At 66.5% G+C, this 26,377-nt stretch carries 25 protein-coding genes; 9 read left to right on the top strand and 16 right to left on the bottom strand.

Annotation, left to right across the window (positions count from 1 at the left end):
• Window positions 1–78 precede the first annotated feature (78 nt).
• From NUV79_RS11455 to NUV79_RS11435, 5 genes are all read right to left on the bottom strand, one after another.
• Window positions 79–1,512 (bottom strand): amidohydrolase family protein, encoded by a 1,434-nt coding sequence (locus NUV79_RS11455; protein ID WP_257733208.1) that lies wholly within the window; start codon window positions 1,510–1,512, stop codon window positions 79–81.
• Between the two features lie 72 nt (window positions 1,513–1,584).
• A complete protein-coding gene (locus tag NUV79_RS11450) occupies window positions 1,585–3,174 on the bottom strand; it encodes an ABC transporter substrate-binding protein (RefSeq protein ID WP_257733207.1) in 1,590 nt (529 codons plus the stop codon).
• Window positions 3,175–3,216: 42 nt separating this feature from the next.
• Window positions 3,217–4,128 (bottom strand): ABC transporter permease, encoded by a 912-nt coding sequence (locus tag NUV79_RS11445; protein WP_257733206.1) that lies wholly within the window; start codon window positions 4,126–4,128, stop codon window positions 3,217–3,219.
• Window positions 4,128–5,069, bottom strand: coding sequence for an ABC transporter permease (locus NUV79_RS11440; RefSeq protein WP_257733205.1), 942 nt, complete (start codon window positions 5,067–5,069; stop codon window positions 4,128–4,130). The genes NUV79_RS11445 and NUV79_RS11440 overlap by 1 nt, the downstream gene beginning before the upstream one ends.
• A 15-nt stretch (window positions 5,070–5,084) precedes the next feature.
• On the bottom strand, window positions 5,085–6,668 hold the full coding sequence (locus NUV79_RS11435) for an amidohydrolase (RefSeq protein ID WP_257733204.1): 1,584 nt from the start codon (window positions 6,666–6,668) through the stop codon (window positions 5,085–5,087).
• A 387-nt stretch (window positions 6,669–7,055) separates the two neighbouring features.
• Here NUV79_RS11435 and NUV79_RS11430 point away from each other — a divergent pair, with 387 nt between their 5' ends.
• From NUV79_RS11430 to NUV79_RS11405, 6 genes are all read left to right on the top strand, one after another.
• Window positions 7,056–7,634: a cupin domain-containing protein gene (locus NUV79_RS11430; RefSeq protein WP_257733203.1), complete on the top strand. Its 579-nt coding sequence runs from the start codon at window positions 7,056–7,058 to the stop codon at window positions 7,632–7,634.
• Between the two features lie 108 nt (window positions 7,635–7,742).
• Window positions 7,743–8,606 carry a helix-turn-helix transcriptional regulator gene (locus NUV79_RS11425; protein ID WP_257733202.1) on the top strand — a complete coding sequence of 288 codons (864 nt, stop codon included), beginning with the start codon at window positions 7,743–7,745 and terminating at the stop codon, window positions 8,604–8,606.
• A 164-nt stretch (window positions 8,607–8,770) separates the two neighbouring features.
• Complete coding sequence (locus NUV79_RS11420; RefSeq protein ID WP_257733201.1) at window positions 8,771–10,963, top strand: TonB-dependent siderophore receptor; 2,193 nt, start codon at window positions 8,771–8,773, stop codon at window positions 10,961–10,963.
• A gap of 8 nt (window positions 10,964–10,971) precedes the next feature.
• Entirely contained in the window at window positions 10,972–11,811 is an 840-nt protein-coding gene (locus tag NUV79_RS11415; RefSeq protein WP_257733200.1) for an alpha/beta hydrolase, read from the top strand.
• The gene (locus tag NUV79_RS11410) at window positions 11,808–12,920 is read left to right on the top strand and encodes an ABC transporter substrate-binding protein (RefSeq protein WP_257733199.1); all 1,113 of its coding nucleotides are present in this window, start codon (window positions 11,808–11,810) and stop codon (window positions 12,918–12,920) included. Before NUV79_RS11415 ends, NUV79_RS11410 begins: the two co-directional genes overlap by 4 nt.
• Window positions 12,921–12,931: 11 nt before the next feature.
• Entirely contained in the window at window positions 12,932–14,038 is a 1,107-nt protein-coding gene (locus tag NUV79_RS11405) for a siderophore-interacting protein (protein WP_257733198.1), read from the top strand.
• Here the strand turns inward: NUV79_RS11405 and tam are convergent, their stop codons facing one another.
• The 9 genes from tam to NUV79_RS11360 form a co-directional block, all read right to left on the bottom strand.
• A complete protein-coding gene (gene tam, locus NUV79_RS11400) occupies window positions 14,039–14,824 on the bottom strand; it encodes a trans-aconitate 2-methyltransferase (protein WP_257733197.1) in 786 nt (261 codons plus the stop codon).
• A gap of 53 nt (window positions 14,825–14,877) precedes the next feature.
• Window positions 14,878–15,672 (bottom strand): class I SAM-dependent methyltransferase, encoded by a 795-nt coding sequence (locus tag NUV79_RS11395; RefSeq protein ID WP_257733196.1) that lies wholly within the window; start codon window positions 15,670–15,672, stop codon window positions 14,878–14,880.
• 63 nt (window positions 15,673–15,735) lie between these two features.
• Complete coding sequence (locus NUV79_RS11390; protein ID WP_257733195.1) at window positions 15,736–16,521, bottom strand: ABC transporter ATP-binding protein; 786 nt, start codon at window positions 16,519–16,521, stop codon at window positions 15,736–15,738.
• A gap of 3 nt (window positions 16,522–16,524) precedes the next feature.
• Complete coding sequence (locus tag NUV79_RS11385; RefSeq protein ID WP_257733194.1) at window positions 16,525–17,568, bottom strand: FecCD family ABC transporter permease; 1,044 nt, start codon at window positions 17,566–17,568, stop codon at window positions 16,525–16,527.
• A gap of 35 nt (window positions 17,569–17,603) precedes the next feature.
• Window positions 17,604–18,740 (bottom strand): ABC transporter substrate-binding protein, encoded by a 1,137-nt coding sequence (locus NUV79_RS11380; protein WP_257733193.1) that lies wholly within the window; start codon window positions 18,738–18,740, stop codon window positions 17,604–17,606.
• A 172-nt stretch (window positions 18,741–18,912) separates the two neighbouring features.
• A complete protein-coding gene (locus tag NUV79_RS11375; protein WP_257733192.1) occupies window positions 18,913–19,950 on the bottom strand; it encodes a phosphotransferase family protein in 1,038 nt (345 codons plus the stop codon).
• 4 nt (window positions 19,951–19,954) lie between these two features.
• Entirely contained in the window at window positions 19,955–21,172 is a 1,218-nt protein-coding gene (locus NUV79_RS11370) for an acyl-CoA dehydrogenase family protein (RefSeq protein WP_257733191.1), read from the bottom strand.
• 8 nt (window positions 21,173–21,180) lie between these two features.
• Window positions 21,181–21,927 carry an SDR family NAD(P)-dependent oxidoreductase gene (locus NUV79_RS11365; protein WP_257733190.1) on the bottom strand — a complete coding sequence of 249 codons (747 nt, stop codon included), beginning with the start codon at window positions 21,925–21,927 and terminating at the stop codon, window positions 21,181–21,183.
• 132 nt (window positions 21,928–22,059) lie between these two features.
• On the bottom strand, window positions 22,060–22,266 hold the full coding sequence (locus NUV79_RS11360) for a CsbD family protein (protein ID WP_047573131.1): 207 nt from the start codon (window positions 22,264–22,266) through the stop codon (window positions 22,060–22,062).
• A 157-nt stretch (window positions 22,267–22,423) separates the two neighbouring features.
• Between NUV79_RS11360 and NUV79_RS11355 the strand changes: the two genes are divergently transcribed.
• Window positions 22,424–22,759, top strand: a complete 336-nt coding sequence (locus tag NUV79_RS11355; protein WP_257733189.1) for a GIY-YIG nuclease family protein — start codon at window positions 22,424–22,426, stop codon at window positions 22,757–22,759.
• Window positions 22,760–22,790: 31 nt separating this feature from the next.
• Here NUV79_RS11355 and lepA read toward each other — a convergent pair whose 3' ends face one another.
• Window positions 22,791–24,596 carry a translation elongation factor 4 gene (gene lepA, locus NUV79_RS11350; protein WP_257733188.1) on the bottom strand — a complete coding sequence of 602 codons (1,806 nt, stop codon included), beginning with the start codon at window positions 24,594–24,596 and terminating at the stop codon, window positions 22,791–22,793.
• A gap of 240 nt (window positions 24,597–24,836) precedes the next feature.
• On the opposite strand from lepA, the gene NUV79_RS11345 reads away from it, so the two are divergent.
• Together NUV79_RS11345 and NUV79_RS11340 are read left to right on the top strand one after the other, a co-directional pair.
• Complete coding sequence (locus NUV79_RS11345) at window positions 24,837–25,436, top strand: helix-turn-helix domain-containing protein (protein WP_257733187.1); 600 nt, start codon at window positions 24,837–24,839, stop codon at window positions 25,434–25,436.
• Window positions 25,433–25,969 (top strand): GNAT family N-acetyltransferase, encoded by a 537-nt coding sequence (locus NUV79_RS11340; protein ID WP_257733186.1) that lies wholly within the window; start codon window positions 25,433–25,435, stop codon window positions 25,967–25,969. Before NUV79_RS11345 ends, NUV79_RS11340 begins: the two co-directional genes overlap by 4 nt.
• Window positions 25,970–26,116: 147 nt before the next feature.
• Here the strand turns inward: NUV79_RS11340 and NUV79_RS11335 are convergent, their stop codons facing one another.
• Window positions 26,117–26,365 carry a DUF3297 family protein gene (locus NUV79_RS11335; protein WP_257733185.1) on the bottom strand — a complete coding sequence of 83 codons (249 nt, stop codon included), beginning with the start codon at window positions 26,363–26,365 and terminating at the stop codon, window positions 26,117–26,119.
• Window positions 26,366–26,377 lie beyond the last annotated feature (12 nt).

Raw genomic sequence — 26,377 nt, 5'->3', positions numbered from 1 at the left:
GCAGGGGGCTCACGATACGGCGATGCGCCCCGGACGAGGCGCATCGCCACTTTTCGGCTTATGCCGGTCTCCGGCCGCTCACTTCAACGGGAAGGTCAGCGGCGAATAATCCGTTACCGGCCGCTTGATCCAGTCGTTGCCGGGCGCGGCCGCTTCCGTCCGCTTCTGGCCTTCGTGCAGGCGCAGGGCCGCGGCCGGATAGTCCATGGTCAGCACGGTGCCGTCGCGGACGACGAGGCTGCCGTCGACATAGACACGGTCGACAGCGCGTTCGGCGGCGGCATAGACCATGCTGCGGACGGGGTCGCGGCGCGGCTGCATCATCGGATGCTTGAGGTCGACCATGACGAGGTCGGCCTTGCAGCCCACTTCCAGCCTGCCGATATCGTCGCGGCCGAGCGCGGCGGCGCCAGCCGTGGTCGCGGCCTCGAAGATGTCGGTCGTGGTCAGCGTGCGCGGGTTCTCCGCCATCATGCGGGCGACATAGCCGACATGACGCATCTCCTCGAGCATGTTGTGCGGATAGGTGTCGGTGCCCATGCCGATGCGGACACCGGCGCGGCGATAGCGCCCGAAATCGTCGAGCGCGATGCCGCGGCGCATGAACACCGTCGGGCAATGAGCGACCATCGTATCGGTCTCGGCCAGCAACGCGAGGTCGCGACGGCTGTGCCAGCCGACGCGTGGATAATCGTCGAGGAAGATGCCGTGGCCGACGATGCTGGTCTTGCCGAGCACGCCGAGCTTCTCCAGCCACTGGATCGGCGTCACGCCATGACGGCGGGTGATCTCGTGGAACTCGACCGTCGATTGGGCGGCGTGGATCTGCCAGGGCAGGCCGCGACGCTTCGCTTCGGCGTGGCTGTCCTTGATCAGGCCCTCGCTGCAGGTGTCGATCTGCGCCGGGCAGACCATGCCGAAGAGGCGCCCTGAAGGGTGCTTCTGCGCCTGCTCGATGACGTCGAAGGCGGTCTCCATGGCCGCCTCGCCAGCCTTCTCGTCCCACTCGTATTCGACGACATGGCCGTTCTTGGTGTACCAGCGGGCCGAGCGGAACATCGGCGAGACGCAGACGCGCAGGCCGCTATTGGCTGCAAGGTCGATCCAGCCGGGATGGGCGACCGAGAGGTCCGCGAGCGTGGTGACGCCGGAGAGCAGCAGCTCCGAATAGGCGACCTGCACGCAGTCCGGCACGGCCTCGGCGTCGGGCCGCAGGATCGGCATGAACTCGTAGAGCGAGGAATTGTAGAGCGCGGGCGAGCCGAGCTCGTCGAGGAAGCCCTTGTTCAGCGCCTCGCTCGACGGATGCGAATGGATGTTGACGAGGCCGGGCATGACCATGCGCCCGCTGCCATCGACGGTCTCGTCGGCCTGACCTTCATAGCGGGGCCCGACATAGCGCAGCGTGCCGTCCTCGAAGGCGACATCGGCATTGTGCAGATAGACGTGACGGGAGGCTTCCGCATCCCAGGCGACAACGACTTCGGCGTTCTTGATGACCGTGATCGTCATGACATTTCCTCCCTAGCAATCCAGACATAGAAAAAGCGCCGCGTGGCTCGGGCCACGCGGCGCTGGAGACGTTCAGCGCTTCAGTTTGAGGTCGAGCCCCTTGTAGAGGCCGGCTCCGTAGAGACCGTGGGCGCGCGCGCCCTCGACCCGGTCGGTCGCGACGATCCAGAGCGGCTGCGACGATAGCGGCACCCAGACATTCGCCTCGGTGAGCTGGGTCTGCACCTCGGCCAGCGCCTGCTTGCGCTTGTCGGCGTCGGTCGCCATCGACGCAGCCTTGAGCAGTTCGTCCGTCTTAGGATTCTTCCAGTTCATCCGGTTCGGTGTGGGGGCCTGTTGGCTGCGGAAATAGAGGCTCATCGCCTCCGTCGCGGTCACATAGGGGTAGGACATCAGGAACGCGTCGAATTCCTGCGTCGCCAGCTTGCCCCAGGCGACGGTCGCGTCCCAGAGCTGGATCTTCATGTCGATGCCGACCTTGCGCAGATCCGCCTGCATCGCCTCGGAGATGCGCGGATTGTCGCTGTTGCGGATGCCGTAGACGGTGAAGCTGGCCTTTTCGCCATCCTTCTCGCGGATGCCGTCCGCGCCCATCTTCCAGCCGGCGTCTTCCAGCAGCTTGGCGGCCGCTTTCGGATCGTGTTTCGGCATCGCCTTGGCCGAATTCTGATCGTAATCGACCACGGCGGGATTGAGCAGGGAGGGAAGACTCCTGCCTTTGCCGAAATAAATCGCCTTGGCGATGGCTTCCTTGTCGACGGCCATATTGGCAGCCTCGCGGATCGCCTTGTCCTTCACCACCGGCTTGTCCACCTTGAAGCCCATGAAGACGTCGTAGATGTAGTTGTCCTGCCGCTGGACCGTCATGCCGGGGATGCGCTGCATCGTGTCGAGCGCGATATAGGGCATGTAGTAGGTCACGTCGGCCTGCTTGGCCTGGATCGCGGCCATCAGCGTGTTGGACTCTGGAATGACCTTCCAGACGATCTCGTCGATCTGCGGCTTGGGGTCCTTGTAGATCGGCGGGCCCCACGAATAATGCGGGTTCTTCTTGAGCACGAGCTCCTGGCGCGGGGTCCATTTCGACCAGCAATAGGGGCCGGTGCCGTTGAAGCCCTGGACGCCGAAATTCGCGCCGAGCTTCTCAACGGTCGCCTTGTCGACCACAGAGGCGAAGGATAGCGCGAGCTGGAACATCAGGTCGCCATAGGGCTCCTTCAGCTCGTAGATCAGCGTGGAATCGCCATCGGCGCGGATGTCCTTGACCGGGCCGCCACGGAAGGAGACCGGCGACTTGTTGGCCGGGTCGGTCCAGCGCCTGAGCGAATAGACGACATCGTCGATGCTCATCGGCCGGCCGTCGCAGAACTTCACGTCCTTGCGGATCTTGAAAGTGTAGGTCAAGCCATCCGGCGAGATCGTCCAGCTCTCGGCGAGGCCGGGCTTGATCGTCTTCATATCGAAATCGACCGTCACCAGCGTGTCGGCCAGCATGTACATGACCTCGGCCGCCGCGGTCGCGGTGGTGCGGATCGGATCGTAGTTGTCGGCATCGATGATGCGCAGAATCGAGAGCGGCGCCTTCTGTTGGGCGACCGCGGGCACGGCCGCAAAGGTCGCGGCGGCGGCGCCGGCGAGAAGCAGAGTTGAGAGTTTAAACATCGAGCAAGTCCCCTTTTTGACGCTTCTTGGTTGATGTCGGCGCTATTTGCGCAGCTTGGGATCGAGGGCGTCCCGCAGGGAGTCGCCAAGCACGTTGAAGGCCAGCACCACCGCGAAGATCACCAGGCTCGGCAGGACCGAGACATGCGGCGCGAAGAACAGGAAGTTGCGCCCATCCGCCGCCATGGCGCCGAGCTCGGCCGTCGGCGGCTGGGCGCCGAGGCCGAGGAAGGACAGCGCCGCGCCGAGCAGGATGACCTGGCCGAAGCGCAAGGTGACGAAGACGAAGATCGCCGAGAGGCAGTTCGGCAGGACGTAACGCAGGATGATGCGCAGGTCGCTCAAGCCCAGCGAGCGCGCCGCCTCGATATAGCCCTGCTGCAGCACGACCAGCGCCGAGCCGCGCACGACGCGCGCCATCAGGGGCACGGTCGCGATCGAGAGCGCGATGATGACCGCGAGCAGGCCGGGGCCAAAGATCGCGGCGATGGCGAGGCCGAACAAGATCGCGGGGAAGGACAGAAGGACGTCCATGAATCGCATCAGCACGCCGGACACCTTGGGATAGTAGGCGGCGGCGAAGCCGATGACGCCGCCGATCGCGCAGCCGAAGGCGACGGAGGCCGAGCCCATGAGCAGGGTCGTGCGCAAGCCGTAGAGCAGCCGCGTGATCATGTTGCGACCCTGCCCGTCCGTGCCGAGCAGGCCGGCCTCGCCCGGCGGCTTCAGCGTATTGGCGAGGTCGTTGCCGAACGGATCGGTCGGAGCGAGCCAGTGCGCGAAGACCGCGGCGAGGATGGCGAGGACGACGAGCGCCAGCGCGATGCAGGAGCCGACATCGGACATCAGCATCCGGAGCACGGTCTTGCGGCGAACGGGCGTGGCGGCGGCGACGCTCACGGCTGCTTCAATCGTCTGGGCGCCGGGCTTGAGCGCATTCATGGGAGAGTTCATCAGGTGCCCCTCACGCGCGGATCGAGCACGGCATAGAGGACGTCCACCGCGAGATTGACCAGGATGAAGCCGAGCGAGAGCATGATGATCGTGCCCTGCGCCATCGGCAGGTCGCTCGACAGGATGGCGCCGACCGCGAGCCGGCCGATGCCGGGCCAGGAGAACACGGTCTCGGTGACGACGGCGCCGCCGAGCAGGAAGCCGATCTGCAGGCCGATCAGCGTGACGACCGGGACCAGCGCATTGCGCAGGGTGTGGCGCAGCACGACCGTAGCCTCGCCAAGCCCCTTGGCACGGGCAGTGCGGACATGGTCGGCGCCGAGTTCGTCGAGCACCGAGGTCCTGGTCATGCGGGCGACCGGGCCGACGAAGACGCCGCCCAGCGTGATCGCGGGGAGGATGATCCCCTGGATGCCCTCCCAGGTCCAAAGCGGGCCGGTGCGGCCGGTGAAGGGCAGGATCGGATAGTAGAAGCCGAAGAGCCAGATCAGCCCGAGGCCGAGGAAGAAGACCGGCAGCGAAACGCCGGCAACCGAGAAAGCCATGATCGCGCGGTCGATCAGCGAGCCGCGGTAATAGGCGCCGACCGTGCCCAAGAACATGCCGAGCGGGATCGCCCAGACCAGCGAGGCCAGCATCAATTCCAGCGTCGGGCCGATGGTGCTGCCGAGCTCCTGCGTCACCGGGACGTTGTTGATGATGGAGACGCCGAGATCGCCTTGCGCCAAGCGCCCGATATAGATCGCGAACTGCTTCCAGAGCGGCTGGTCGAGCCCGAGTTCCTGACGTATCGCCTGGACGACGTCCTGTGTTGCGGTCGGGCCGGCGCGGACCTGGGCCGGATCGGTCGGCACGACCTGCATCAGCAGGAAGCCGATCAGCAGCACGCCGAGCAGGACCGGCAGGACCAGCAACAGCCTTTGCAGCGTATGTTTGAGCATCGCGGAGGTCCCGGCCTATTGCGCCGCAGCCGCAAGCTGGCCGTGCCGGTCGAAGACGACCTCGCCGCCGAGCAGGGTCAGGTCGCAGCGCACCTCGTTCTCGACCTCCTCGACGGGGATCGCGAAGATATCGTGCGAAAGCACGGCGACATCGGCGAGCTGGCCAGGCACCAGCCGGCCGAGCTTGTCCTCGGCGAACTGGGTATAGGCGCCGAGCAGGGTATAGGCGTGAACCGCCTCCTCCATGCTCAGCTTCTCGGCGCCGCCGATCTCGGTATGGCGCTTGGTCTGGCGGGTGACCATCGTGAAGAGGTTCTTGAACGGGTCGGTGGCACAGACCGGGGCGTCCGAACTCGCCGCGGCATGCAGGCCGCCATCGAGCCATTTGCGCATCGGGTAGGAGGCGCCGGCACGCTCCTCGCCCAGATTGATCACGTAGAGATCGCCGAATTCGTAGATGAAGGCCGGCTGCGGCACCGGGTCGATGCCGGCAGCCGCCATGCGGGCGAGCTGTCCGTCGGTCAGGAAGCCGCAATGCTCGATGCGGTGGCGGCGGCCCTTGATCGGATGCGCGGGGCTGTCGGCCTTCTCCATGCCGGAGAGCACCTGCTCGATCGCGGCATCGCCGATCGCGTGGATCGCGAGCTGGTAGCCGAGTTCGTGGTAGTGCCGGAGATAGCGATGCATGTCGGCATCGGAATAGATAAAGATGCCGCGATTATCGGGATCGCCGACAAGGTAGGGCTCGCTCATCGCGGCGGTCAGACCGCCGGCACTACCGTCGCCGAAGACCTTCATCGCGCCGTAGCGCAGGAGGCCGGTCTCGCGGCCGAAGCGATAGCCCGCCGCATGGGCCTCGTCGCCGATGCCGTCGGCATTGCCGTAGATGCAGACCCAGGTACGGACCGGCAGCGTGCCGGCGCGCGCGACCGCCTCATAGGCCTCGATCTCGGCCATGCCGGCGCCCATGCCGACACCGGCATCCATGACGCTGGTGAAGCCCTGCGCGAGCATGTAGTGCCCGGCCTTCTCGATCGCGGCCTTCAGCTCGGCGGCGCTCGGCTTCGGCATGGCGTCGACGATCAGGCGCATGGCGCTCTCGGCCAGCAGGCCGGTCAGCTTGTTGTCGCGACGCTCGATCAGGCCGCCATCGGGGCTCGGCGTGTTGTGGCCGATGCCTGCCGCAGCCATGGCGCGGCCATTGACGACGCCGACATGGCCGCAGGTGCGCTTGATGTAGACGGGGTTGTCCGGCGCAACGCGATCCAGCTCCTCGGCGGTCGGATGGCGGGCCTCGGCCAGCTCGTTATGATCATAGCCGCGGCCGGTGACCCATTCGCCGGGCTTCTTGCCTTTCACGGCGACGGCGATGCGGCGCAGAATCTCGTCGATGCTGTTGACGCCCTCCTCGGGGCGCAGGTTGACCTCGCTCATGGCGAGGCCAAGCGGCAGCAGATGCATATGCGCGTCATTCAAGCCGGGGATGGCGACGCGACCGGCGAGATCGACGACCTTGGTGGCCGGCCCCTGCAAGGCGACGATCTCGGCGGCCGAGCCGGCGGCCAGAACCTTTCCCCCGCCGATCGCCAGGGCTTCCACGAAGCCTTCCGCCAAGCCGCAAAAGATGCGGCCATTCAACAAAACGGTCTCGGCTTGCGTCATCGGCCCGGATTACCCTGCTTTCCCTGTTGAATTCTCGCCGCGAGGCATTGGCGAGGCGATAGTCTTCGGCAAGCATCTCCCGTGCCATGCACGCGGCAATGCGCGAGCATGCAGCCCTATCGTATCGAATGGGGATCTAGTCTGGACGGTGTGCTTTGAACGCGAAAACTATTCCACTCCGCCGGTTCCCCATGACACTATTTTCTTATTGGCTTTCCGGCAGCATTGCTCAGAATATTGAACATGGCAAGGGCCGCCGAGCAAACGCGCCCTGCATGACGCGCAGGAACGACAAGGCGCGCGGAAGAGGGAAACGGAACGGCCATGAGCTTTGACGTCGGCGGAAGGCTGAAGGAAATCAGGTTGGCGGCCGGGCTTTCGCAGCGCGAGCTCGCGGCGCGCTCAGGCGTGACCCACAGCCTGATCTCGCTGATCGAGCAGAACCGGAACAGTCCGTCAGTCGCGTCGCTGCGCAAGATCCTCGACGGCATCCCGATGACCATGGTGAATTTTTTTGACGAGGCGAAGGCCCCGCGCGACAAGGTGTTCTTCGAGGCCTCCGACTTGCTCGACCTGACCTCGCGCCTGCATCAGGTCAATGGCGGCGAGAGCCGGGGCCAGATGTCCTTTCGCCAGGTCGGGGACGCGCAGGCCCATAACCTGCAGATCCTGCACGAGTCCTATGACCCCGGTGCCGATACCGGCGCCGCCATGCTCAAGCACGAATCCCATGAGGGCGGGGTGGTGCTGGCCGGCGAGCTTGAGATCACCGTCGGCGACCAGATCAAGGTGCTGAAGCCGGGCGACGCCTATCTCTTCGACAGTCGCATCCCGCATCGCTACCGCAATATCGGTACCGAGCGATGCATCGTGGTCAGCGCCTGCACGCCACCCTACCTTTGAGGAAACGCGGCGGCTGCGTCGACAAAGCTTAGAATTCATTTAAACTATTGATATTATTTGATTTTTACTTCAACATCAGATAAACATCGCCTCCTCACCGAGGTCGCGATGCCCGCCAATTCCAGCCCCGTACGGAAATCTGCCACGAGCCTGGAGCTGTTCTCGCGCAATCTCTCGCTCTCCGCCGGCACCTTCCTGATCCAGGAAGGCGAGCGGATCGTCGGTCCGATGCGGCCGGGGCTCAAGGTCGCGGTCATGCTCGAAGGCCGGCAGGCGCTGGAGCTGGACGATCGCCCGGCCGTCGTTCTCGACGGGCCTACGGTCCTCGTCGCGGCCAATGGCGGCGAGCATACGCAGCAGCGGACCGGTCTCGCCGACGGCGCGCTGCGCTGCGCGCTGATGCAGTTCGATTTCGATTTCGTCGCGCGCGAGTTCGGGCCGGATGTCGCCAGGGCCGCCCGCCTCGCCTGCTCCGACGATGCCGGCTTATGGGTGCGCCCGGCCGATGCCCCGATCCGCTCGCTGGCGCTCCAGATGGCGGAATGCCCGGTCGGCGAAGCGCTGCGCCCACTCTATCTCGCCGGCAAGGCGCTGGAACTCGGCGCACTGGTGCTCGACCGGATGCTCGGCGAGCGGCCCGTCCGCCCGGGAAGGCTCAACCCACGCCTGCGCGAGCAGGTTCATGCGGCGCGCGACCGCCTGCTCGAAACCTTGCAGGAACCCCTCAGCCTGGCGGAGCTGGCGCGCGAGAGCGGGCTCAATCCGACCAAGCTGACCTCCGCCTTCCGAAGCGAGTTCGGCGCCAGCGTCTTCGAGTACCTGCAGGAGCAGCGCCTGCAGCGGGCCTATGCGATGATCGCGAGCGGAGAGGCCAGCGTCGCCGTCGCCGCCTTCCAGGTCGGCTACAGCCCGGCGCATTTCTCGGGGCTGTTCCGCAAGCGTTTCGGCGTCGCTCCGAGCTCGCTGCGCTGATTCAGACCATGTCTGTGCCCTCCCGCTCTTGCTTGGACGCGTTCGAAACGCGACCGAAAGAAATACTGCCGCGATCGAAAGCCAAGCGCGTTGCCGGCTGCATGGCCTTCCTGAAAGAACCCCGGGGACGAGGGCGCGCAGGCGCCAGGGGCAGGAATGCAGGCATGACCGGGATCAACAGCAGCAATCGCGCGATGGGGCGGGCCGGCGTGGCACTGGCCGCGCTTCTCGTCGGTGGCGCCGGCGCGGCGCTGGCGCAGGGCGCCCAGCCGCAGCCGGCCGGCACGGCGATCGGCCTCGATACGATCGACGTCCAGGGCGAGCGCGCCGGCGGGCCGGTCAACGGCTATGTCGCGCGCCGCAGCGACACCGCGACCAAGACCGACACGCCGATCATGGAGACGCCGCAGTCGATCACCGTCGTCACGCGCGACCAGATGGACGCCCAGGGCGCGCAGAATGTCAGCCAGGCGCTGCGCTACACCGCCGGCGTGCTCGGCGAGACCCGTCTCTCGATGGGTCGCTATGACAGCGTCTTCATCCGCGGCTTCGGCGGCTCGGGCGGCACGGCCGGCTTCGTCAACAATCTCGACGGGCTGCGCTACCAGCGCGGCATCAACTTCCTCGTCCCGACCTATGAATCCTGGGGCCTGGAGCGGGTCGAGGTGCTGCGCGGCCCGTCCTCGGTGGTGTTCGGGCAGGTGAAGCCCGGCGGCATCGTCAACATGGTCAGCAAGCGCCCGCGCGAGGAGCGGCACGGCGAGGTCCAGCTCCAGTTCGGCAGCCATGACCGCGCCCAGATGGCCTTCGATTTCGGCGGGCCGATCGACCAGCAGAAGACCTGGCTCTACCGCGTCGTCGGCCTCGGCCGGGCGGCAGACACGCAGGTCGACTATACCCGCGAGGAGCGCATCTTCATTGCGCCCTCGCTGACCTACCGGCCGAACGGTGCGACGAGCCTCACCCTGCTGGCCTCGTTCCAGCGCGATCCGGAAACCGGCTTCTACGGCTTCATCCCGGCGGTCGGCACCGTCCTGCCGAGCCGCGCCGGCCGCATCCGCAGCAATTTCTTCCCGGGCGAGCCGAATTTCGAAGGCTATAGCCGCAACCAGGCCAATCTCGGCTACGCCTTCGAGCATCGCTTCAACGACGTCTTCACCTTCCGCCAGAACGTCCGCATCTCCGATCTCGAATCGCGCAACCGCACTGTCGCGGTCGGCGGCATCGCGGCCGATCAGAAGACGCTGACGCGCCGCGCCACGATCTCGAACGAACGCGCCCGCACCGCCGGCATCGACAACCAGCTCCAGGCCGATTTCCGCACGGGGCCCCTGACGCATAAGGTGCTGTTCGGCGTCGACGGCTACTGGACCGATGCCAAGGCCGCCACCGGCGCAGGCGGCACGGTGCAGTCGCTCGACTTCACCAACCCGATCTACGGGCGCCTGCCCTTCGTCCTGCCGACCGTGCCGAGCACCACTCAGACGACGGCCCAGTACGGCATCTACCTGCAGGACCAGATCAAGCTCGACCGGCTCTCGCTGCTGGTCGGCGGCCGCTTCGACCGGGCCGAGGCCCGCACCCGCGCGCTGTCCACCGGCGTGCTGACCAAGCAGGACGACACGGCGCGGACCGGCCGCGTCGCGCTGATGTACAATTTCGACAATGGCTTCGCGCCCTATGTCAGCTACTCGACCTCGTTCGAGCCGGTGGCCGGCACGGCCTTCGGCGGCACGCCGTTCAAGCCGACCGAGGGCGAGCAATACGAGGCCGGCTTCAAATACGAACTGCCGGGCACCAACGCCTTCCTGCAGGCCTCGGTCTACCAGCTGACCCAGACCAACGTCACGACGACCGACCTCGCCCACCCGACCTTCCAGATCCAGACCGGCGAGATCCGCGCCCGCGGCGTCGAGATCGAGGCGCGCGCCAGCGTCTTCGAGAATCTCGATCTCGTCGCGGCCTATACCTATACCGATGCGGAGGTGACCAAGAGCAACGGCGTCGATCTCGGCAAGCGCCCACCGGTCGTGCCGCGCCATACGGCGGCGCTGTGGGCGCATTACACGTTCCGGACGGGCATGCTCTCCGGCCTCGGGCTCGGTGCCGGCGTGCGCTATGTCGGCGGCGGCGCGGGCGATCCCGGCAATACCTTCTCGACCTCGGACTACACGCTGGTCGATGCCGCGATCAGCTACGACCTCGCCGCGGCCAGCCCGGCGCTCAAGGGCTGGAGAGTGCAGGTCAACGCCCAGAACCTGTTCGACAAGGAGTATATCTCCGGCTGCTACGGCACGACGCAGTGCTCCTTCGGCCTGCGCCGCACCGTGCTCGCGACCTTGTCCTACCGCTGGTGAGAGCGCCGATGCAGCCAGGCAGCCCTGCCGATCCCGCATTCGCCCCCGTCACGCTGCCGCAGGCCTGGCAGCGTGATTTCGAGGCGCGGGACGGTTCGCGCTACCGGCTGCTGATCTCCGTGCCGGAGGGCCCCGCTCCGGCACGCGGCTTTCCCAGCCTCGTCCTGGTCGACGGCCACGCGCTGTTTCCGGTCGCGGCCACCGCCGCCCGCCTGCAGGCGCAACGCCCCGAGGCGACCGGCGTCGGCCCCGCCGTCGTGATCGGAATCGGCTATCCCGGCGAGCGGCCCTTCGATGCCGAGCGGCGCCAGCGCGACCTCCTGCCCGCGCCTGACGGAGCCGACCGCTTCCTCGACATGATCGTCGACGAGATCCTGCCGGCGGTTGCGCGGATCGCTCCGCTCGACCCGGCACGGCGCGGGCTGGCCGGCCACTCCTATGGCGGGCTGTTCGTGCTGCACACGCTGTTCACCCGGCCCGGCCTGTTTACGTCCCTCGTCGCCGGCAGCCCGTCGATCTGGTGGCAGGACCGCGCCATTCTCGCGAGCGAGGAAGCGTTCCGGCGCGCCGGCTCCGCTGCCGCCGGGCGATTGCTGATCACGGTCGGCGGCCATGAGCAGGAGCCGGTGCTCGCCGTCACCCAGCAACGGGCCGAACGCCTCACGCGGGCGCGGATGTGCGACAATGCCGCCGAGATGGCGCAGCGCCTGTCCGCCTCCGGCCGGCTCGACTGCAGCTTCACCGAATTCCCCGGCGAGAACCATGTCTCGGTGATCCCAGCGATGCTCGCACGTGCCGTGGCCTTCACGCTCGCCGGCACGGCGCAGGACGAGGCGGCAGCAGCATGATGCTGGACAGGCGTTCACTGATCCTGGCCGGCTTGAGCCTGCCGGCACTGCCCGCCATGGCCGCCGCGCCGGTCGTCGCGACCGATGTCCTCGGCCGAACCGTCAAGCTTGCCGCCCCGGCCAAGCGCATCGTGCTGGCGCAGGGCCGCCAGCTCAATGCGCTCGGCCTGATCCATCCCGACCCGGTCAGCATCCTCGCCGGCTGGGGCAGCGATCTCGAACGGCAGAACCCGGACGGGCTCGCCCGCTATCGCGCGCGCTTCCCGGTGATCAATGCACTCCCCCTCGTCGGCGACGGCGGAACCGCCACCGGCTTCTCGCTGGAACGTGCGATCGCGCTCGGCCCCGATCTCGTCGTGCTCAGCAAATCGCTCGCCGGCACGCGCCGCGGCCCCGGCGATCTCGTCGAGAAGCTGGAGGCAGCCGGCATTCCCGTCGCGGTCGTCGATTTCTACCTGGAGCCGCTGCGCGACACCGTGCCGAGCCTCAGGGCGCTCGGCATCCTCATCGGTCAACAGGAACAGGCCGAGCGGCTGATCGCCTTCTACGAGGGGCGGATGAAACGGATCGCGAGCCGGGTCAGGGACGCGAAGCGCCCTTCCGTCTTCATCCACGCCCATGCCGGCGGCTATGATTGCTGCATGACGGCCGGGCAGGGCACGTTCAACGAGTTCATCCAGGCCGCGGGCGGGCACAATATCGCCGCCGCGATGCTGCCGGGCGCGACCGGGCAGATCGGTCTCGAACAGCTGATCGGCGCCGACCCGGACGTTTATATCGCGACCGGCGGCACGCATCTCGCCAAGCTCGGCGGGCTCGTGCTCGGTCTCGGCGTCAGCGAGACGGATGCCACTGCCAGCTTCGCCAAGCTTCTGGCCACGCCCTCGCTCAAGATGCTCAGCGCCATCGAGAAGCGGCGCGCCTTCGGCTTCTGGCACCTGTTCAACGATACCCCGCTGCATGTCGTCGCGATCGAGGCCCTGGCGAAATGGCTCCACCCGGAGCGCTTCGCCGATATCGACCCGGCCGCGACGCTCGCGGAGGGCGCCCGCTTCTCGGCGATCCCGCTCGACGGGACGCTATGGATCGCGGCACCGCCGAAAGCCTAACGGAGACCAGCATGCTCGCTACCTCGACCCGGATCGCGCTCGCCAACCCGGCGGGCGTCCTGAAGCCGCTCTGCGAGCATCTCGTCGAGCACGAGGCCGTCATCACCGAGCAGGACGGCACGACAATGATCGCCCTCGACGGCAGCCTGGCCCGGATCGAGCTCACGACAGCCGCGCTCGATGTCCATGTCGAGGCGCCGGATCTGTCCACCCTGCTCGGCATGAAGCGGGCCATCGCCAGCCATGTCATCGAGTTCGCCCCGAAGGACGCAGCACCCGAGATGCGCTGGAGCGGCGATGGCACCGGCCCCGCCCTGCCGCCCGAGTTCCGTATCCTGACGGTCACCGGCGTCGAGCGGATCACGCCGCATATGGCCCGCATCCGCTTTACCGGCGAGAACCTCGCCCGCTATGACCATATCGACGCGCTGCATGTGCGCCTGTTCATCCCGCCCGAGGGCGTGACCGAGCCGAGCTGGCCCATGGTCGGCGATGACGGCTTGCTGCTGCCCTCGCCAGCCGAAACCAAGCCGCTGGTGCGCAAGTACACGATCCGCGAGATCGACGTCACTGCGGGCACGCTCGCGCTCGATTTCGTGCTGCATGAGGATGCCGGCCCCGGCTCGGCTTTCGCCTTCCGAGCCAAGGCGGGCGACCGGATCGGCATGGCAGGTCCCGGCGGGCGCGGGCTTAGATCGGCCGAACGCTATGTCTTCCTCGCCGACGAGACCGGTTTGCCCGCCGTGGCGCGGATGCTGGAGAACCTGCCGGCCGAGGCCGTTGGACAGGTCTTCATCGAGGTCGCCGACGCCGGCGAGGAACAGCCCCTGCGCCACCCGACCGGGATGGTGCTGACCTGGTTGCATCGCGGGGACGCTGCGCCGGGCAGCCTGCCGCTGCTGCAGGACGCCTTCGCGACGCTCGACTGGCCAGCGGACGGTCCTTCAACCTATCTCTGGTCGGCGTCGGAACATGCCGCGTTCAAGGCGATCCGGGCGGCCTCGCGCGGCAAGCTCAGGCCGGAGCGCGACCAGAATCTCGTCGTGAGCTACTGGCGCGCCGGAGCCTCCGACGAGGAGCATGTCGCCGCGAAGAAGGCCGAAGCCGCGAAGGCCTGATCAGCCCTCGCGTACCGCAACCACGAACAGACGCGGGAAACGCAGCAGCACCTTCCCGTCGCTCTCGACCGGGTAGTGCGGCGCGATGCGCTCGAGATAACGGGCGAGGAAGTCCTTCTGCTCCTCGGCCGTCAGCCGGTCGAGATAGGGCTTCAGCCCGGTGCTCTTGAACCATTCGGCAATGGCTTCGAGATTGGCGAGCGCGTGGACATAGGTGGTCTGCCAGATATCGACGCGGCAGCCCGCGTCGATCAGCCAGCGCCGGTAATCGCCGAACGCCCCGATCACCGAGCGCTCAGCCTTCGCAGTGGCAAGCTTTTCCGCCCAGGGCCCCTCCGCCGCGACCTCGCGCATCGCGACATGCGAGCGCTCGTCGAGATTGTTCGGCATCTGCACGGCGAGGCAGCCGCCTGATGTCAGCGAGCGTGCCAGACGCGGGAAAAGGCCCTCATGGTCCGGCAGCCATTGCAGCACAGCATTGGCGAAGATCAGGTCGTAGCCAGCCGCGTCGGACCAGCTGTTCACGTCGCCGAGGATGAAGGAGAGGTTGGGCAAGCGCTTCCTCGCCTTCTCCAGCATGTCCGGCGAGGAATCGAGGCCCTCGGTGACGGCACCGGGGAAACGGGCCGCGACCAGTTCGGTGCTGTTGCCGGGGCCGCAGCCGAGATCGATGCAGCGCCTGGGATCGCTCAGCGGCACGCGGGCGAGGAGATCGGCAGGCGGGCGCGTCCGCTCGTCCTCGAAGCGCAGATATTGCGCGGCGTCCCAGTCCGGCTTGGCATTCATCGCTCGCTCCTGTCCCGCAGCGTCGCCATGCGAAGCAGCGCTATCCGGCTCTTTTAGCGCGAAACAGCGGCGTCCGCAGGCTTGCGCGCGAGAAGGGCGAAACGGGTCGAGGACCCCAGTCGAATCGCATCATGCAAGGGGGCGGCGCGCTGCTGCTCGCGCACGACCTGATGGTAATCGGCCGAGACGATGTCGATGAAGCCGGCGGCGGTCAGCATGTCTTCGAGACGCTGCCGGCTGAGGCCATCCTTGAAATAGAAGCGGCTGGTGATCGAGGCATGGGTGTCGGCATCGATCTGGTGGACGGCCGCGCCGCGCTTCTCGCGCAGCCAGTTGCCGAAGCGGTTGACCAGTGCCTGCCATCGCGTGCGGTTGATCCAGTCGCCGTCGATGATCAGCATGCGGCCGCCGGGGCGCAGGACGCGGAACCATTCGCTGAGGGCCGCTTCCGGATCGGTCAACGTCCAGACGAGATGGCGGGTGATCGCCGCGTCGTAGCTCGCGTCTTCGTCGAGCAGGCGCTCGGCATCGCCCAGCCGGAAGCGGGCGGCGTTGCCATGCTTGGCGCGGGCGCGCTCCAGCATCGCCTCCGAAAAATCGAGCGCGGTGACGCGGTGGTTCAGCGAGAGCAGGGCGCGGGTGATCTCGCCGGTGCCGCAGGCGAGATCGAGCACATCCAGCGGCTGGGGCCCGAACGAGTCGCCGATCAGGCGCTGGAAGGCCTTCAGTTCGCGATCGGACTTGATCGCGTGGCCAAAGGAGAGATCGAAGCTCTCGGCCCGCGCCGACCAATAGGCGCGGATCTCTTCCTTCAGGGTGAAATTGTCATGCGAGGCGGGCGCGGACATGGCTTTAGAAGCTTTCTCGCATTTTCTTCACGCGAACCGGGACCCACTTCGCTCGAAAATGCTTCAGTGACCGTGGATATAGGGCTCGACCAGAAGCGTGCCTCGAGCCGAACGCTCCAGATGCACGCCGACCGCATATGTCTCCGATACCGCCGAATGCGCAAGCACATCCGCAGGTGCGCCCGCTTGCGCGATGCGCCCTGAATTCATCACCAGAACCCGGTCGGCGAAGCGCGCCGCGAGCGAGAGATCGTGGATCGCCACCACCGTGACGATGTCGCGCCGGCGCGTCGCCTCGCGGATCGTCGCCATGACGTCGAGCTGGCGGCGCACGTCGAGCGCGCTGGTCGGCTCGTCGAGCAGAAGCACGTCGGGCTCGCGCACCAGCGCCTGGCCAATCGCGGCGAGCTGGCGCTGGCCGCCGGAGAGCGTCGCGATATCGCGCGAGGCGAAAGCGCTAAGGCCGAGTTCCTCGATCACCGCTTCGACGGCGCGGGTATCCTCGGGCGAGGCCGCGAGCGCATAGCCGCGGTGCAGGCTCTTGCGGGCGAGCAGGATGATGTCGAAGACCGAAAGCGCCACGCGCGCCCCGGTATCCTGCGCGAGATAGAAGACCTTGCGGGCGCGCTCCCGCTGCGAGAGCGACGAGAGATCGTCGCCATCGAGCGCGACCGTGCCGCGCTCCGGCCGCAAAAGGCCGGCGGCGCAGCGGAACAGCGTCGACTTGCCGGAGCCGTTGGGGCCGACCAAGGCGGCCAATTCGCCGCGCGGCAGCGCCTCGGTGCCCAGCCCCTGCAGGACCGGCGTCATGCCATAGCGGAAATCAAGATCGCGGATCAGCAGCGCCATGGCTCAGACTCCCCGCCCACGGATCGACATCACCAGGCTGATGAAGAAGGGCACGCCGATCAGCGCCGTGATGATGCCGATCGGATAGATCACGCCTGGCGTGATCACCTTCGAGACGGTCGAGGCGAGCGAGAGCAGAACCGCACTCGCGATCGTCGCGGTCGGCAGGAAGAAGCGCTGGTCCTCGCCGACGAGCAGCCGTGCGATATGCGGGCCGACGAGGCCGATGAAGCCGATGCCGCCGACAAAGGAGACCGAGACGGCCGCGAGCAGCGAGGTCGCGACGAGGATTTCCAGGCGCAGGCGGTCGACGCGGACGCCGAGGCTCTCGGCGCGCTCGTCGCCGAGGCGCAGAGCCGTCAGCGCCCAGCCGCGCATCAGGAAGAACGGCAGGGCAAGCGCTATCAGCAGCGCGGCGACGCCGACCTTCTCCCAGCTGGCGCGGGCGAGGCTGCCCAGCGTCCAGAACACGATCTGGGTGAGCTGCACCTCGTTGGAACGGTACTGCAGCAGCGCGGTGATGGCGTTGCAGGTGAAGAGCAGGGCGATGCCGACGAGGATCATCGTCTCGGCGCTGACGCCGCGCAGCTTGGTCATGAAGAACAGCACGAGCGAGGCCGCCAGCGCGAAGACGAAGGCATTGGCCGTGACGATATAGGGCCCGGCGCCGGGAATGACGCTCCAGCCGAAGACGATCGCGACGGAGGCGCCGACCGTTGCGGCGGCGGAGACGCCGAGCGTGAAGGGATCGGCCAGCGGGTTGGCGAGGATGGTCTGCATCCCGGCGCCGCTCAAGCCCAGCATGGCGCCGACGGCCATCGCCATCAGCGCGATCGGCAGGCGCAGGTCCCAGACGATGACGGAGAGACGCGGTGTGGCCGATTGCGGGTCGATCAGCGTGCGCAGGACGTCAGCGAGCGGCAGGTTGCCGGGTCCGATCGAGACATCGAGCGCCAGCGCGACGGCAAGCGCGACAACGCCGAGCAGGACGAGCTTCAGCCGGCGCGCATTGCGCCGGCGATAGTCCCCGGTGGCATTTGCCGTCATGGGCAGGGTCGCGGCCATCGTCGCTCGGGCCATCCTTACTGGAGTTTGGCCCAGAACACGCCGGAATAGGGGATCGGCAGGAATTTCTCGTGGAACTCCTTGAAGACCGCCTCCGGGTCGATGTCCTTGAAGCGGTCCGGATAAAACTCCTTCGCCATGGCGAGCTCGGCGATGAAGTAATAGGGCGCGTCGTAGAACTGGTGGTAGAAGGCCATCACCTTCCTGGCCTGCACGGCCTTGAGCTGCTGGAAGCCCGGGCGGTTCATCAGCGCCGCCAGTTCCTTCTGCACCTTCTCGGGCGTCGCGTCATAGCCGAGGCTGACCGCGCTGCTGCCGGGATTGCTGCCGTACCAGTTGGCGCCTGTGAGGAAATAGACGTCCGGATTGTCGGCGAGCACCTTCTCCTGCGCGGCCTGCGCCTGGAAGGCGGAGAAGAACTGGCTGCCCCAGTTGCGCCCGCCGGATTCCTCGATGAAGCGGCCGAAATTGAACGGGCCGAACGTGGCGCAGCAGGGCAGCAGGCCGGCGGCGCGCTCGACGAAGACCAGCGGCTTCTGCTTGTCGGGGATCGCGCCGACACGGGCATAGATGCTGCGGGTCTGGCGCATGTAGTAGTCGGCGAAAGCGTTCGCCTCCTTCTCGCGGCCGAGGATGCGGCCGAGCAACTGCACGCTCGGCAGCACGTTCTGGGTCGGGTCCTGGCGGAAATCGACGAAGATCGTAGTGATGCCGGCCTTCTCGAGCTTGGCGAGCAAGCCGGTCTCCTGCGCCTTGAAGTAGTTGGACAGGTCGAGGATGTAGACCTCGGTGCCGAGCGAGGCGATCTTCTCCATGCTGACATCGGCGGCATAGGGATTGCCCATGTCCGCGACATCCTTGGCCTTCGGGAACTTGGCGAGGTATTTCTGCCAGGCGCCCGGATCGTTCTGGATCAGGTCGTTGCCCCAGCCGACGACGCGCTTGAACGGGTCCTCGCGGTCGAGCATCGCGAGCGTATAGAGCTGGCGGCCCTCGCTGAGGACGATCTTCTGGGGATCGCGGGTGACATTGACGACGCGGCCGGCAAGATCGGTGACCTCGATCGTCTCGGCGGCGGCGGCGCCGGCAAACAGAAACGACGCACCGACCAGAACAGCGGAGGAAAGACGGGCAAGCCAAAGGGGAGCGGGCATCGGAGAGCATCCTGCCGGGAAAGATGCCCTCGCGCTATCACAGCCCGTCTTGGGACGGCAAAGCAATTCTATCTGTTTTGAATCGATCTAAATTAGATCTATTCTAGAATTCCGCCAGCCTACGCCAGTCTTCGACAACAACCTGCATTCGAATCCTGCCGTCGTCTTGCGGTCAGCTCAGACGACCGGGGCCTTCCATCGCCTCCCGCGCCCGGATGGCGAAGCGTCGGGCGAGCGGCGCGACCTCGGCCGCATTGGCCGCGGCAGCCGTGCCGGCACGGACCCGGTCGGCGATACCGACGAAGATCACGGCGAAGCGGAACAACGCGAAGACGAGATGGAAGCGCAGCAGCGGCGCCGTCGGCACGGCATGGGCATAATAATGGGCGAGGAACGCGGCCTCCGTGGGAATGCCGAGCGCGGCGCGGTCGAGCCCGAGGATGCCGCCATATTCGTCCGGTGCCGTATGCCAGGGCATGGCGCAATAGCCGAGATCGGCGAGCGGATGGCCGAGCGTCGAGAGTTCCCAGTCGAGGATGCCGATCACTTCGGGCTTCTCGGGGTGAAAGAGCAGATTGCCGAGCCGGAAATCGCCATGGGCGATCGAGACACGGCCGTCATCGTCAGGCAGATGCGCCGGCAGCCAGTCGGCGACCACTTCCAGTTCGGGGATGGGTTCGCCCGGCGATTCCCGGAGCTGCTTCGTCCAGCGCGCGATCTGGCGCTCGAAGTAATTGCCGGGACGGCCGAAATCGCCGAGGCCGACATCGTCTGGCCGCACCGCATGGAGCTTCGCCAGCGCCTCGGCCATGCCGAGATAGAGCCCGCGTCGCTCCTCGGACGCGAGACCGGGCAAGGCGGCGTCATGGAAGACGCGGCCTTCCAGCCGCTCCATCAGATAGAAGGGCGTGCCGAGCGCTTCGGGATCGGCGTGGAACAGGACGGCACGCGGCACCGGCACATTGGTCTTCGACAATGCTTCGAGCACACGGAATTCCCGGTCGATCGCATGGGCGCCTCGCAGGATCGGCCCTGTCGGCTGCTTGCGCAGCACGAGGCGGCGTGCCCCCCAATCGACGAAATAGGTCGGGTTGGACTGCCCGCCACCGATCCGTTCGAGCGCGAGTTCGCCGGCGCCAAACTCAGCGCGCAGGATATCAGCCAGGGCGGCCGGCTCGAAATCGATGGCGGCGGGCGCGGGCGCTGCCATCGCCTCAGCCCCGCGCCTGACCTGCGACCGGCCAGCGCCAGAAATCTCGGCCTTCCTCGGTGAGGAAGCGGTTCAACACCATCTTGTGGACTTCATCGGCGCCATCAACCAATCGCGCCTGCCGGGCATAGCGGTAGATCCATTCGAGCACGGTGTCCCGGGAATAGCCGCGCGCACCATTCACCTGGATCGCGACATCGGCGGCATCGTGCAGGACGTTGGCGACCTGGACCTTGGCCATCGAGACCTCCTTGCGGGCGAAGCCGCCGCGATCGAGTTCCCAGGCCGCCTTTATCACCAGCAGCCGGCCGATTTCGATGCGCATGGCGAGGTCGCCGAGCTTGAGCTGGATGCTCTCGCGATCGGCGAGGCGCTGGCCGAAGCCATAGCGCTCGGCGGCATAGGCCTGGGCGATCTCGATGCAGCGCTTGGAGAGGCCGAGCCAGCGCATGCAATGGGTGAGGCGCGCCGGGCCCAGCCGAACCTGCGTCACCTTCATGCCCTTGCCCTCGCCGGCCAGCACGTTCTCGACGGGGATTTCAAGCCCGTCGAATTCCAGCTCGCAATGGCCGCCATGCTCCTCCGGCCCCATGATCTCGATGCGGCGCAGGATGCGCCAGCCCGGCTGGTCGGCATGGAAGAGGAAGGCTGTGAGGCCGTTGCGCGGATCGTCCGAGGTGCGGGCGACCAGGATGAAGTGCTTGGCCTCCTCGGCGCCGGTGATGAACCATTTCCGGCCGCTGACGATGTAATTGTCTCCGCGCCGCTCGGCCCTGGTCTGGATCATCGAGGGGTCGGAGCCGCCGCCCGGATGCGGCTCGGTCATGGCGAAGGCGGAGCGGAGCTTGCCCTCGACGATCGGCTTCAGCCAGCGTTCCTTCTGTGCGGGCGTGCCGAGCGCCTCCAGCACCATCATGTTGCCGTCGTCGGGCGCCGCCGAGTTGAAGATGACCGGGCCGAAGATCGAGCGGTTCATCTCCTCGTAGCAAACCGCCATGCCCATCTTGCCGAGCCCGGCACCACCGGTTTCCGGCTTGAGCTGCAGGCACCAGAGCCCCTCGGCGCGCGCCTTGGCCCGCATGGTGTCGAGCAGGGGCAGAGCGATATTGCCATGGGCGTCGTAGGAGGCCCGGTCGGCTTCGAGCGGCAGGATCTCACGCTCGACGAAGGCGGCGATCCGCGCGCGGTAATCCTCGATCCGGGGAGAAATCTCGAAATCCATGGCGATGCTCACAGGGAGGAAACGAGATGGCCGCCATCGACCTCGATGGTGGAGCCGGTGATGTAGCTGCCGGCAGACGAGGCAAGCAGCAGCAAGGCGCCGTCGAGCTCTTCCGGTTGGCCGAGCCTTCGCTGCGGGATGCGCTTGATCAGGTTCAAGCCGGCCTCGGTCGCGAAGAAATCGCGGTTGATATCGGTCTCGATATAGCCGGGGCAGAGCGCGTTGAGGCGGATGCCGTCACGGGCCCATTCGAGCGCGAGCGCCTTGGTCAGCTGGATCACACCCGCCTTCGAGGCCGCATAGGCACTGACGCCGCCGGCAACGCGATGGCCGAGGATCGAGGCGATATTGACGATGGCGCCGCCCCGGCCGGCCTCGCGCATGCTGCGTGCGACGGCCTGCGCGACGAGGAAGACGCCCTTCAGATTAGTGTCGAGCACCGCATCCCAGTCCGCATCGGACAGATCGGCCGCCGGGCCAGCGCCGCTGACGCCCGCATTGTTGATCAGGATGTCGAAATGCCGGCCGTCGAGAGCTTCCGCGATCGAGGCGGCGTCAGCCACGTCCAGCACCAGATGCTTTGCGTTACCGCCGGCTGCAGCGATCTCTGCGCCGGCCTGATCCAACGCGGATTGCCGGCGGGCCGCGAGCGTGACGTCGACGCCGTGATGCGCGAGCAGCCTGGCGAAATGCAGCCCCAGCCCGCTAGACGCGCCCGTGACCAGCGCGCTCTTTCCTGAGAGATCGTCGAACATCAGGCATCTCGCTTCGAACCTGCCAAGTCTCGGCCGGCCGCGCTTCGGGATCAAGGCGCCCAAACGTCGAAGAGCCCCGGCGCGGGACGCCGGGGCTCTCAAATCCGTTACAGCCTCTGAAGGCCGCCCTGATCACTGCCAGGTCTGGCGGCCATACCAGGCATCGACATCGCTGCGGGCCTTATCCTTGGCGAGTCCGTAGCGCTCCTGAATCTTGCCTTCCAGCTGGTCGCGCTTGCCGGCGATGACGTCGAGATCGTCATCAGTCAGCTTACCCCATTGCTCCTTCACCTTGCCCTTGAGCTGCTTCCAGTTTCCTTCGACGCGGTTCCAGTCCATCGGGACCTCCTCGTGTGAGAGTGGATTCCCATAAAGAACGCATCAGCGGCGCGATTGTTCATCGAGAATGCCACTGGGCATAAAATACCCGGATAAAATCTTGCCTTATTAAAATCCGGGTATTATTAAGTCCCTTCGAAGAGGATGGGTTGCACCGATGCAGACCGCGGACAGGAAGGCGGCAACGGCCGCCTATAAGGAACGGAAGTCGGTGGCGGGCATCTTCGCCTTCCACTGCGAGGTCGCCGGATTGGCATGGGTCGGGCGCGCACCCGATCTCGCGACGATCGAGAATCGCCTGCGCTTCACCTTGCGCCATGGCAGCCATCGCCAGCGCTTGATGCAGGCGGCATGGAACGCGCACGGCCCTGAGGCCTTCCGCTTCGAGGCGCTCGAAAGGCTGGAAGACGAGGATATCTCCTACGTGCTTGATCGCGTGCTGAAGGAGCGCCTCGCACATTGGCAGGCGAAGCTCGGCGCCGAGGCGCTCTAGGCAGCGGACTGGAGCGGCGTTGGCGCGCCGCTCAATCGTCCATCTTGAGGGCGGCGATGAAGGCTTCCTGCGGGATTTCGACCTTGCCGAACTGCCGCATCTTCTTCTTGCCTTCCTTCTGCTTCTCCAGAAGCTTGCGCTTGCGGGTCGCGTCGCCGCCATAGCACTTGGCGGTCACGTCCTTGCGCAGCGCCCGGATGGTCTCGCGAGCGATGATCTTGCCGCCGATCGCCGCCTGGACCGGGATCTGGAACATGTGCGGCGGGATCAGCTCCTTGAGCTTCTCGCACATGGCGCGGCCGCGGGCATCGGCGCGCGAGCGATGGACCAGCATCGAGAGCGCATCGACCGGCTCGGCATTGACCAGGATCGACATCCGGACGAGATCGCCCTCGCGATAATCGGTGATCGCGTAGTCGAAGGAGGCATAGCCCTTCGAGATCGACTTCAGCCGGTCATAGAAGTCGAACACGACCTCGTTCAGCGGCAGGTCGTAAACGACCTTGGCGCGCGAGCCGACATAGGACAGATCGGTCTGGATGCCGCGGCGATCCTGGCAGAGCTTCAGGACGGAACCGAGATATTCGTCCGGCGTGAAGATCGTCGCCTTGATCCAGGGCTCCTCGATGAACTCGATCTTCATCACGTCCGGCATGTCGGCCGGGTTGTGCAGCTCCAGCGTCGTGCCGTCGCGCAGCTTGAGGCGATAGACCACCGACGGCGCGGTCGAGATCAGGTTGAGGTTGAACTCGCGCTCCAGCCGCTCCTGGATGATCTCCAGATGCAGCAGCCCGAGGAAGCCGCAGCGGAAGCCGAAGCCGAGCGCAGCCGAGGTCTCCATCTCGTAGGAGAACGAGGCGTCGTTGAGCCGCAGCCGGCTCATCGCGGCGCGCAGCACTTCGAAATCGGCGGCATCGACCGGGAATATGCCGCAGAACACCACCGGCTGCACCGGCTTGAAGCCCGGCAGCGGTTCGGCGATCGGCTTCTTCTCATCGGTGATGGTGTCGCCGACGGCGGTATCCGCGACCTCCTTGATCGAGGCGGTGAAGAAGCCGACCTCGCCGGGGCCGAGCTGCTTGACCTCGGTCATCTTGGGCTTGAACACGCCGACGCGATCGACGCCATAGGAGGCGTTGGCCCGCATCATGCGAATGGTCATGCCCTTCTTCAGCACGCCATCGATGACGCGCACGAGCACGACGACGCCGAGATAGGCGTCATACCAGCTGTCGACCAGCAAGCACTTGAGCGGCGCATCGGGATCGCCCTTCGGCGCCGGCAGCTTCTCGACGATCGCCTCCAGCACGCCCTCGATGTTGAGGCCGGTCTTGGCCGAGATCGGCACGGCCTCGGAGGCATCGAGCCCGATCACGTCCTCGATCTGCTGCTTGATGCGCTCCGGCTCGGCGGCCGGCAGGTCGATCTTGTTGAGGACGGTGACGATCTCGTGGTTGGCGTCGAGCGCCTGGTAGACGTTGGCGAGCGTCTGCGCCTCGACGCCCTGCGAGGCGTCGACCACCAGCAGCGAGCCCTCGCAGGCCGCGAGCGAACGCGAGACCTCATAGGCGAAGTCGACATGGCCGGGGGTGTCCATCAGGTTCAGGACATAGTCCTTGCCGTCCTTGGCACGATAGTCGAGCCGCACCGTCTGCGCCTTGATGGTGATGCCGCGCTCCTTCTCGATATCCATCGAGTCGAGGATCTGGTCGCTCATGTCGCGGGCGGCGACGGTGCCGGTCTGCTGAATCAGACGGTCGGCCAGCGTCGACTTGCCGTGGTCGATATGGGCAACGATCGAGAAGTTGCGGATATTGTCGATGGAACGGGTGCTCATGCGCGCGCCATAGCAGTGAAGGCGCGCGGCGCCAAGCGGCTGGCCTGTTCGAAGGCCGCTAAGGCGTGTTTTTCCCGAGGCTGCCACGTCATCCCGGACGGAGCGAAGCGGAGATCCGGGATCCATCGTAGAGCGCGACGCCCTTTGATGGGTCCCGGGGCAAGCCCGGGATGACGAGTTGGTCACGCCGGTAGCAAATGCAGCTTGCAAATTCCAATATCTGAGAATTATTCTCCATTCATGAAGTTCGAACACGACACCGAGATCGACCGCATGCTTGGGCAGCGCCTCAAGGCGGCCCGCCAGCGCCATGGGCTGACGCTCGACGCCCTTGCCGAACGCAGCGGCGTCAGCCGGGCGATGATCTCCCGCGTCGAGCGCGGCGAATCGAGCCCGACGGCGGCGCTGCTGGTCCGGCTCGGCTCCGGGCTCGGCCTCTCGCTCTCGGCCCTGCTGGAAGAGAATGCAGGAAGCGGGCCGCTGGCGCGCCGCGACGCCCAGCCAGTCTGGCGCGATCCGGCGAGCGGCTACCTGCGCCGCAACGTCTCGCCGCGTGGGACAGGCTCGGGCTTCGAGATCGTCGAGGTGGAGCTGCCGCCCGGCGCCGAAGTCCGGCTCGACAATGCGACGGGCGCCGCCCCGCTCGACCAGCAGATCTGGGTGCTGCATGGCCGGCTCGACCTGACCGTCGAGGGTATCCGCCACGAACTCGCCGAGGGCGACTGCCTGCAGATGCATCTGCGCGGCCCGATCATCTACCGCAATCCGGGCGATGCACCTGTGCGCTACGCCGTCATCCTCGCTGCGAGAAGCGGCGCCTTTCCGGGACATGTCGCATGAACGCAGCCAGCCTCGCCGTCTCCATCGAAATGCTTGATGCCAAGGCTGCCGAGGCGGCCGTTCCGGCACTTGCGGAGATCCTGCGCGACAGCGTCGCCAACGGCGCCTCGGTCGGCTTCATGAGCTGGAACACGGCGGCCGATTACGAACGCTTCTGGCGCGATGTCGCGGCGGGTGTCGGGAGCAGTCAGGTTATTCTTCTGGCCGCGCGGACCGATGACGGCATCGTCGGCACGGCGCAGCTCCACCTGATCGGAAAGCCGAACCAGCCGCACCGAGCCGAGATCGCCAAGGTGCTGGTGCATTCGCGCGCGCGCCGGCAGGGCATCGGCGAGGCGCTGATGCAGCGCGCCGAGGCGATCGCGCGCGAGAAGGGCCGCGACCTGCTGGTGCTCGATACCGACGAGCATGGCGCCGCACGGCGGCTCTACAACCGGCTGGGCTGGACCGAGGCCGGCACCATCCCGCGCTATGCGCTGATGCCGGATGGCGCCGATTGCGGCTCGACGTTTTTCTATAAGAGCCTGGCTTGAGCCACCGTTGTCATTCCGGGGCACGCCGCAGGCGTGAACCCGGAACCCACGACTGGGTGAGGCATTTGACATCCCACGACTAGCGGCTCGCCCAGTCGTGGTTTCCGGGCTCTTCGTTGCGCGAAGCCCCGGAATGACAAAGAAGGCTCAGCCTTCGACCTTGCCGCGGATGTAAGGCTCGACCGGGCCCTTGAGCGTGATGGTCATCGGGCGGCCGAAACGGTCCTTGGCGTTACCGGCGGAGACCTTCACCCAGCCCTCGGAGACGCAATATTCCTCGACATTGGTCTTCTCGACACCCTTGAAGCGGATGCCGATGTCACGCGCGAGCACCTCTTCATTGTAGAAAGGGCTGTCCGGGTTGACGGAAAGACGGTCGGGGAGCTGCTCGGACATGGGTCGCACCTG

This window comes from Allobosea sp. 47.2.35 (assembly GCF_024655635.1).
Classification (GTDB): Bacteria; Pseudomonadota; Alphaproteobacteria; order Rhizobiales; family Beijerinckiaceae; genus Allobosea.
Note: the sequence above shows the minus strand (reverse complement) of the source record. Positions and strands in the feature narration are given on the sequence as shown.

What these genes read in the sequence shown, in the direction of transcription:
- NUV79_RS11370 (WP_257733191.1), bottom strand. Translation starts at nt 21,172, where the DNA reads ATGGATTTCGAGATTTCTCCCCGGATCGAGGATTACCGCGCGCGGATC.
- NUV79_RS11380 (WP_257733193.1), bottom strand. Translation starts at nt 18,740, where the DNA reads ATGCCCGCTCCCCTTTGGCTTGCCCGTCTTTCCTCCGCTGTTCTGGTC.
- lepA (WP_257733188.1), bottom strand. Translation starts at nt 24,596, where the DNA reads ATGAGCACCCGTTCCATCGACAATATCCGCAACTTCTCGATCGTTGCC.
- NUV79_RS11410 (WP_257733199.1), top strand. Translation starts at nt 11,808, where the DNA reads ATGATGCTGGACAGGCGTTCACTGATCCTGGCCGGCTTGAGCCTGCCG.
- NUV79_RS11390 (WP_257733195.1), bottom strand. Translation starts at nt 16,521, where the DNA reads ATGGCGCTGCTGATCCGCGATCTTGATTTCCGCTATGGCATGACGCCG.
- NUV79_RS11430 (WP_257733203.1), top strand. Translation starts at nt 7,056, where the DNA reads ATGAGCTTTGACGTCGGCGGAAGGCTGAAGGAAATCAGGTTGGCGGCC.
- NUV79_RS11420 (WP_257733201.1), top strand. Translation starts at nt 8,771, where the DNA reads ATGACCGGGATCAACAGCAGCAATCGCGCGATGGGGCGGGCCGGCGTG.
- NUV79_RS11335 (WP_257733185.1), bottom strand. Translation starts at nt 26,365, where the DNA reads ATGTCCGAGCAGCTCCCCGACCGTCTTTCCGTCAACCCGGACAGCCCT.
- NUV79_RS11345 (WP_257733187.1), top strand. Translation starts at nt 24,837, where the DNA reads ATGAAGTTCGAACACGACACCGAGATCGACCGCATGCTTGGGCAGCGC.
- tam (WP_257733197.1), bottom strand. Translation starts at nt 14,824, where the DNA reads ATGAATGCCAAGCCGGACTGGGACGCCGCGCAATATCTGCGCTTCGAG.
- NUV79_RS11340 (WP_257733186.1), top strand. Translation starts at nt 25,433, where the DNA reads ATGAACGCAGCCAGCCTCGCCGTCTCCATCGAAATGCTTGATGCCAAG.
- NUV79_RS11455 (WP_257733208.1), bottom strand. Translation starts at nt 1,512, where the DNA reads ATGACGATCACGGTCATCAAGAACGCCGAAGTCGTTGTCGCCTGGGAT.
- NUV79_RS11360 (WP_047573131.1), bottom strand. Translation starts at nt 22,266, where the DNA reads ATGGACTGGAACCGCGTCGAAGGAAACTGGAAGCAGCTCAAGGGCAAG.
- NUV79_RS11445 (WP_257733206.1), bottom strand. Translation starts at nt 4,128, where the DNA reads ATGAACTCTCCCATGAATGCGCTCAAGCCCGGCGCCCAGACGATTGAA.
- NUV79_RS11355 (WP_257733189.1), top strand. Translation starts at nt 22,424, where the DNA reads ATGCAGACCGCGGACAGGAAGGCGGCAACGGCCGCCTATAAGGAACGG.
- NUV79_RS11450 (WP_257733207.1), bottom strand. Translation starts at nt 3,174, where the DNA reads ATGTTTAAACTCTCAACTCTGCTTCTCGCCGGCGCCGCCGCCGCGACC.
- NUV79_RS11365 (WP_257733190.1), bottom strand. Translation starts at nt 21,927, where the DNA reads ATGTTCGACGATCTCTCAGGAAAGAGCGCGCTGGTCACGGGCGCGTCT.
- NUV79_RS11375 (WP_257733192.1), bottom strand. Translation starts at nt 19,950, where the DNA reads ATGGCAGCGCCCGCGCCCGCCGCCATCGATTTCGAGCCGGCCGCCCTG.
- NUV79_RS11405 (WP_257733198.1), top strand. Translation starts at nt 12,932, where the DNA reads ATGCTCGCTACCTCGACCCGGATCGCGCTCGCCAACCCGGCGGGCGTC.
- NUV79_RS11425 (WP_257733202.1), top strand. Translation starts at nt 7,743, where the DNA reads ATGCCCGCCAATTCCAGCCCCGTACGGAAATCTGCCACGAGCCTGGAG.
- NUV79_RS11440 (WP_257733205.1), bottom strand. Translation starts at nt 5,069, where the DNA reads ATGCTCAAACATACGCTGCAAAGGCTGTTGCTGGTCCTGCCGGTCCTG.
- NUV79_RS11385 (WP_257733194.1), bottom strand. Translation starts at nt 17,568, where the DNA reads ATGACGGCAAATGCCACCGGGGACTATCGCCGGCGCAATGCGCGCCGG.
- NUV79_RS11415 (WP_257733200.1), top strand. Translation starts at nt 10,972, where the DNA reads ATGCAGCCAGGCAGCCCTGCCGATCCCGCATTCGCCCCCGTCACGCTG.
- NUV79_RS11395 (WP_257733196.1), bottom strand. Translation starts at nt 15,672, where the DNA reads ATGTCCGCGCCCGCCTCGCATGACAATTTCACCCTGAAGGAAGAGATC.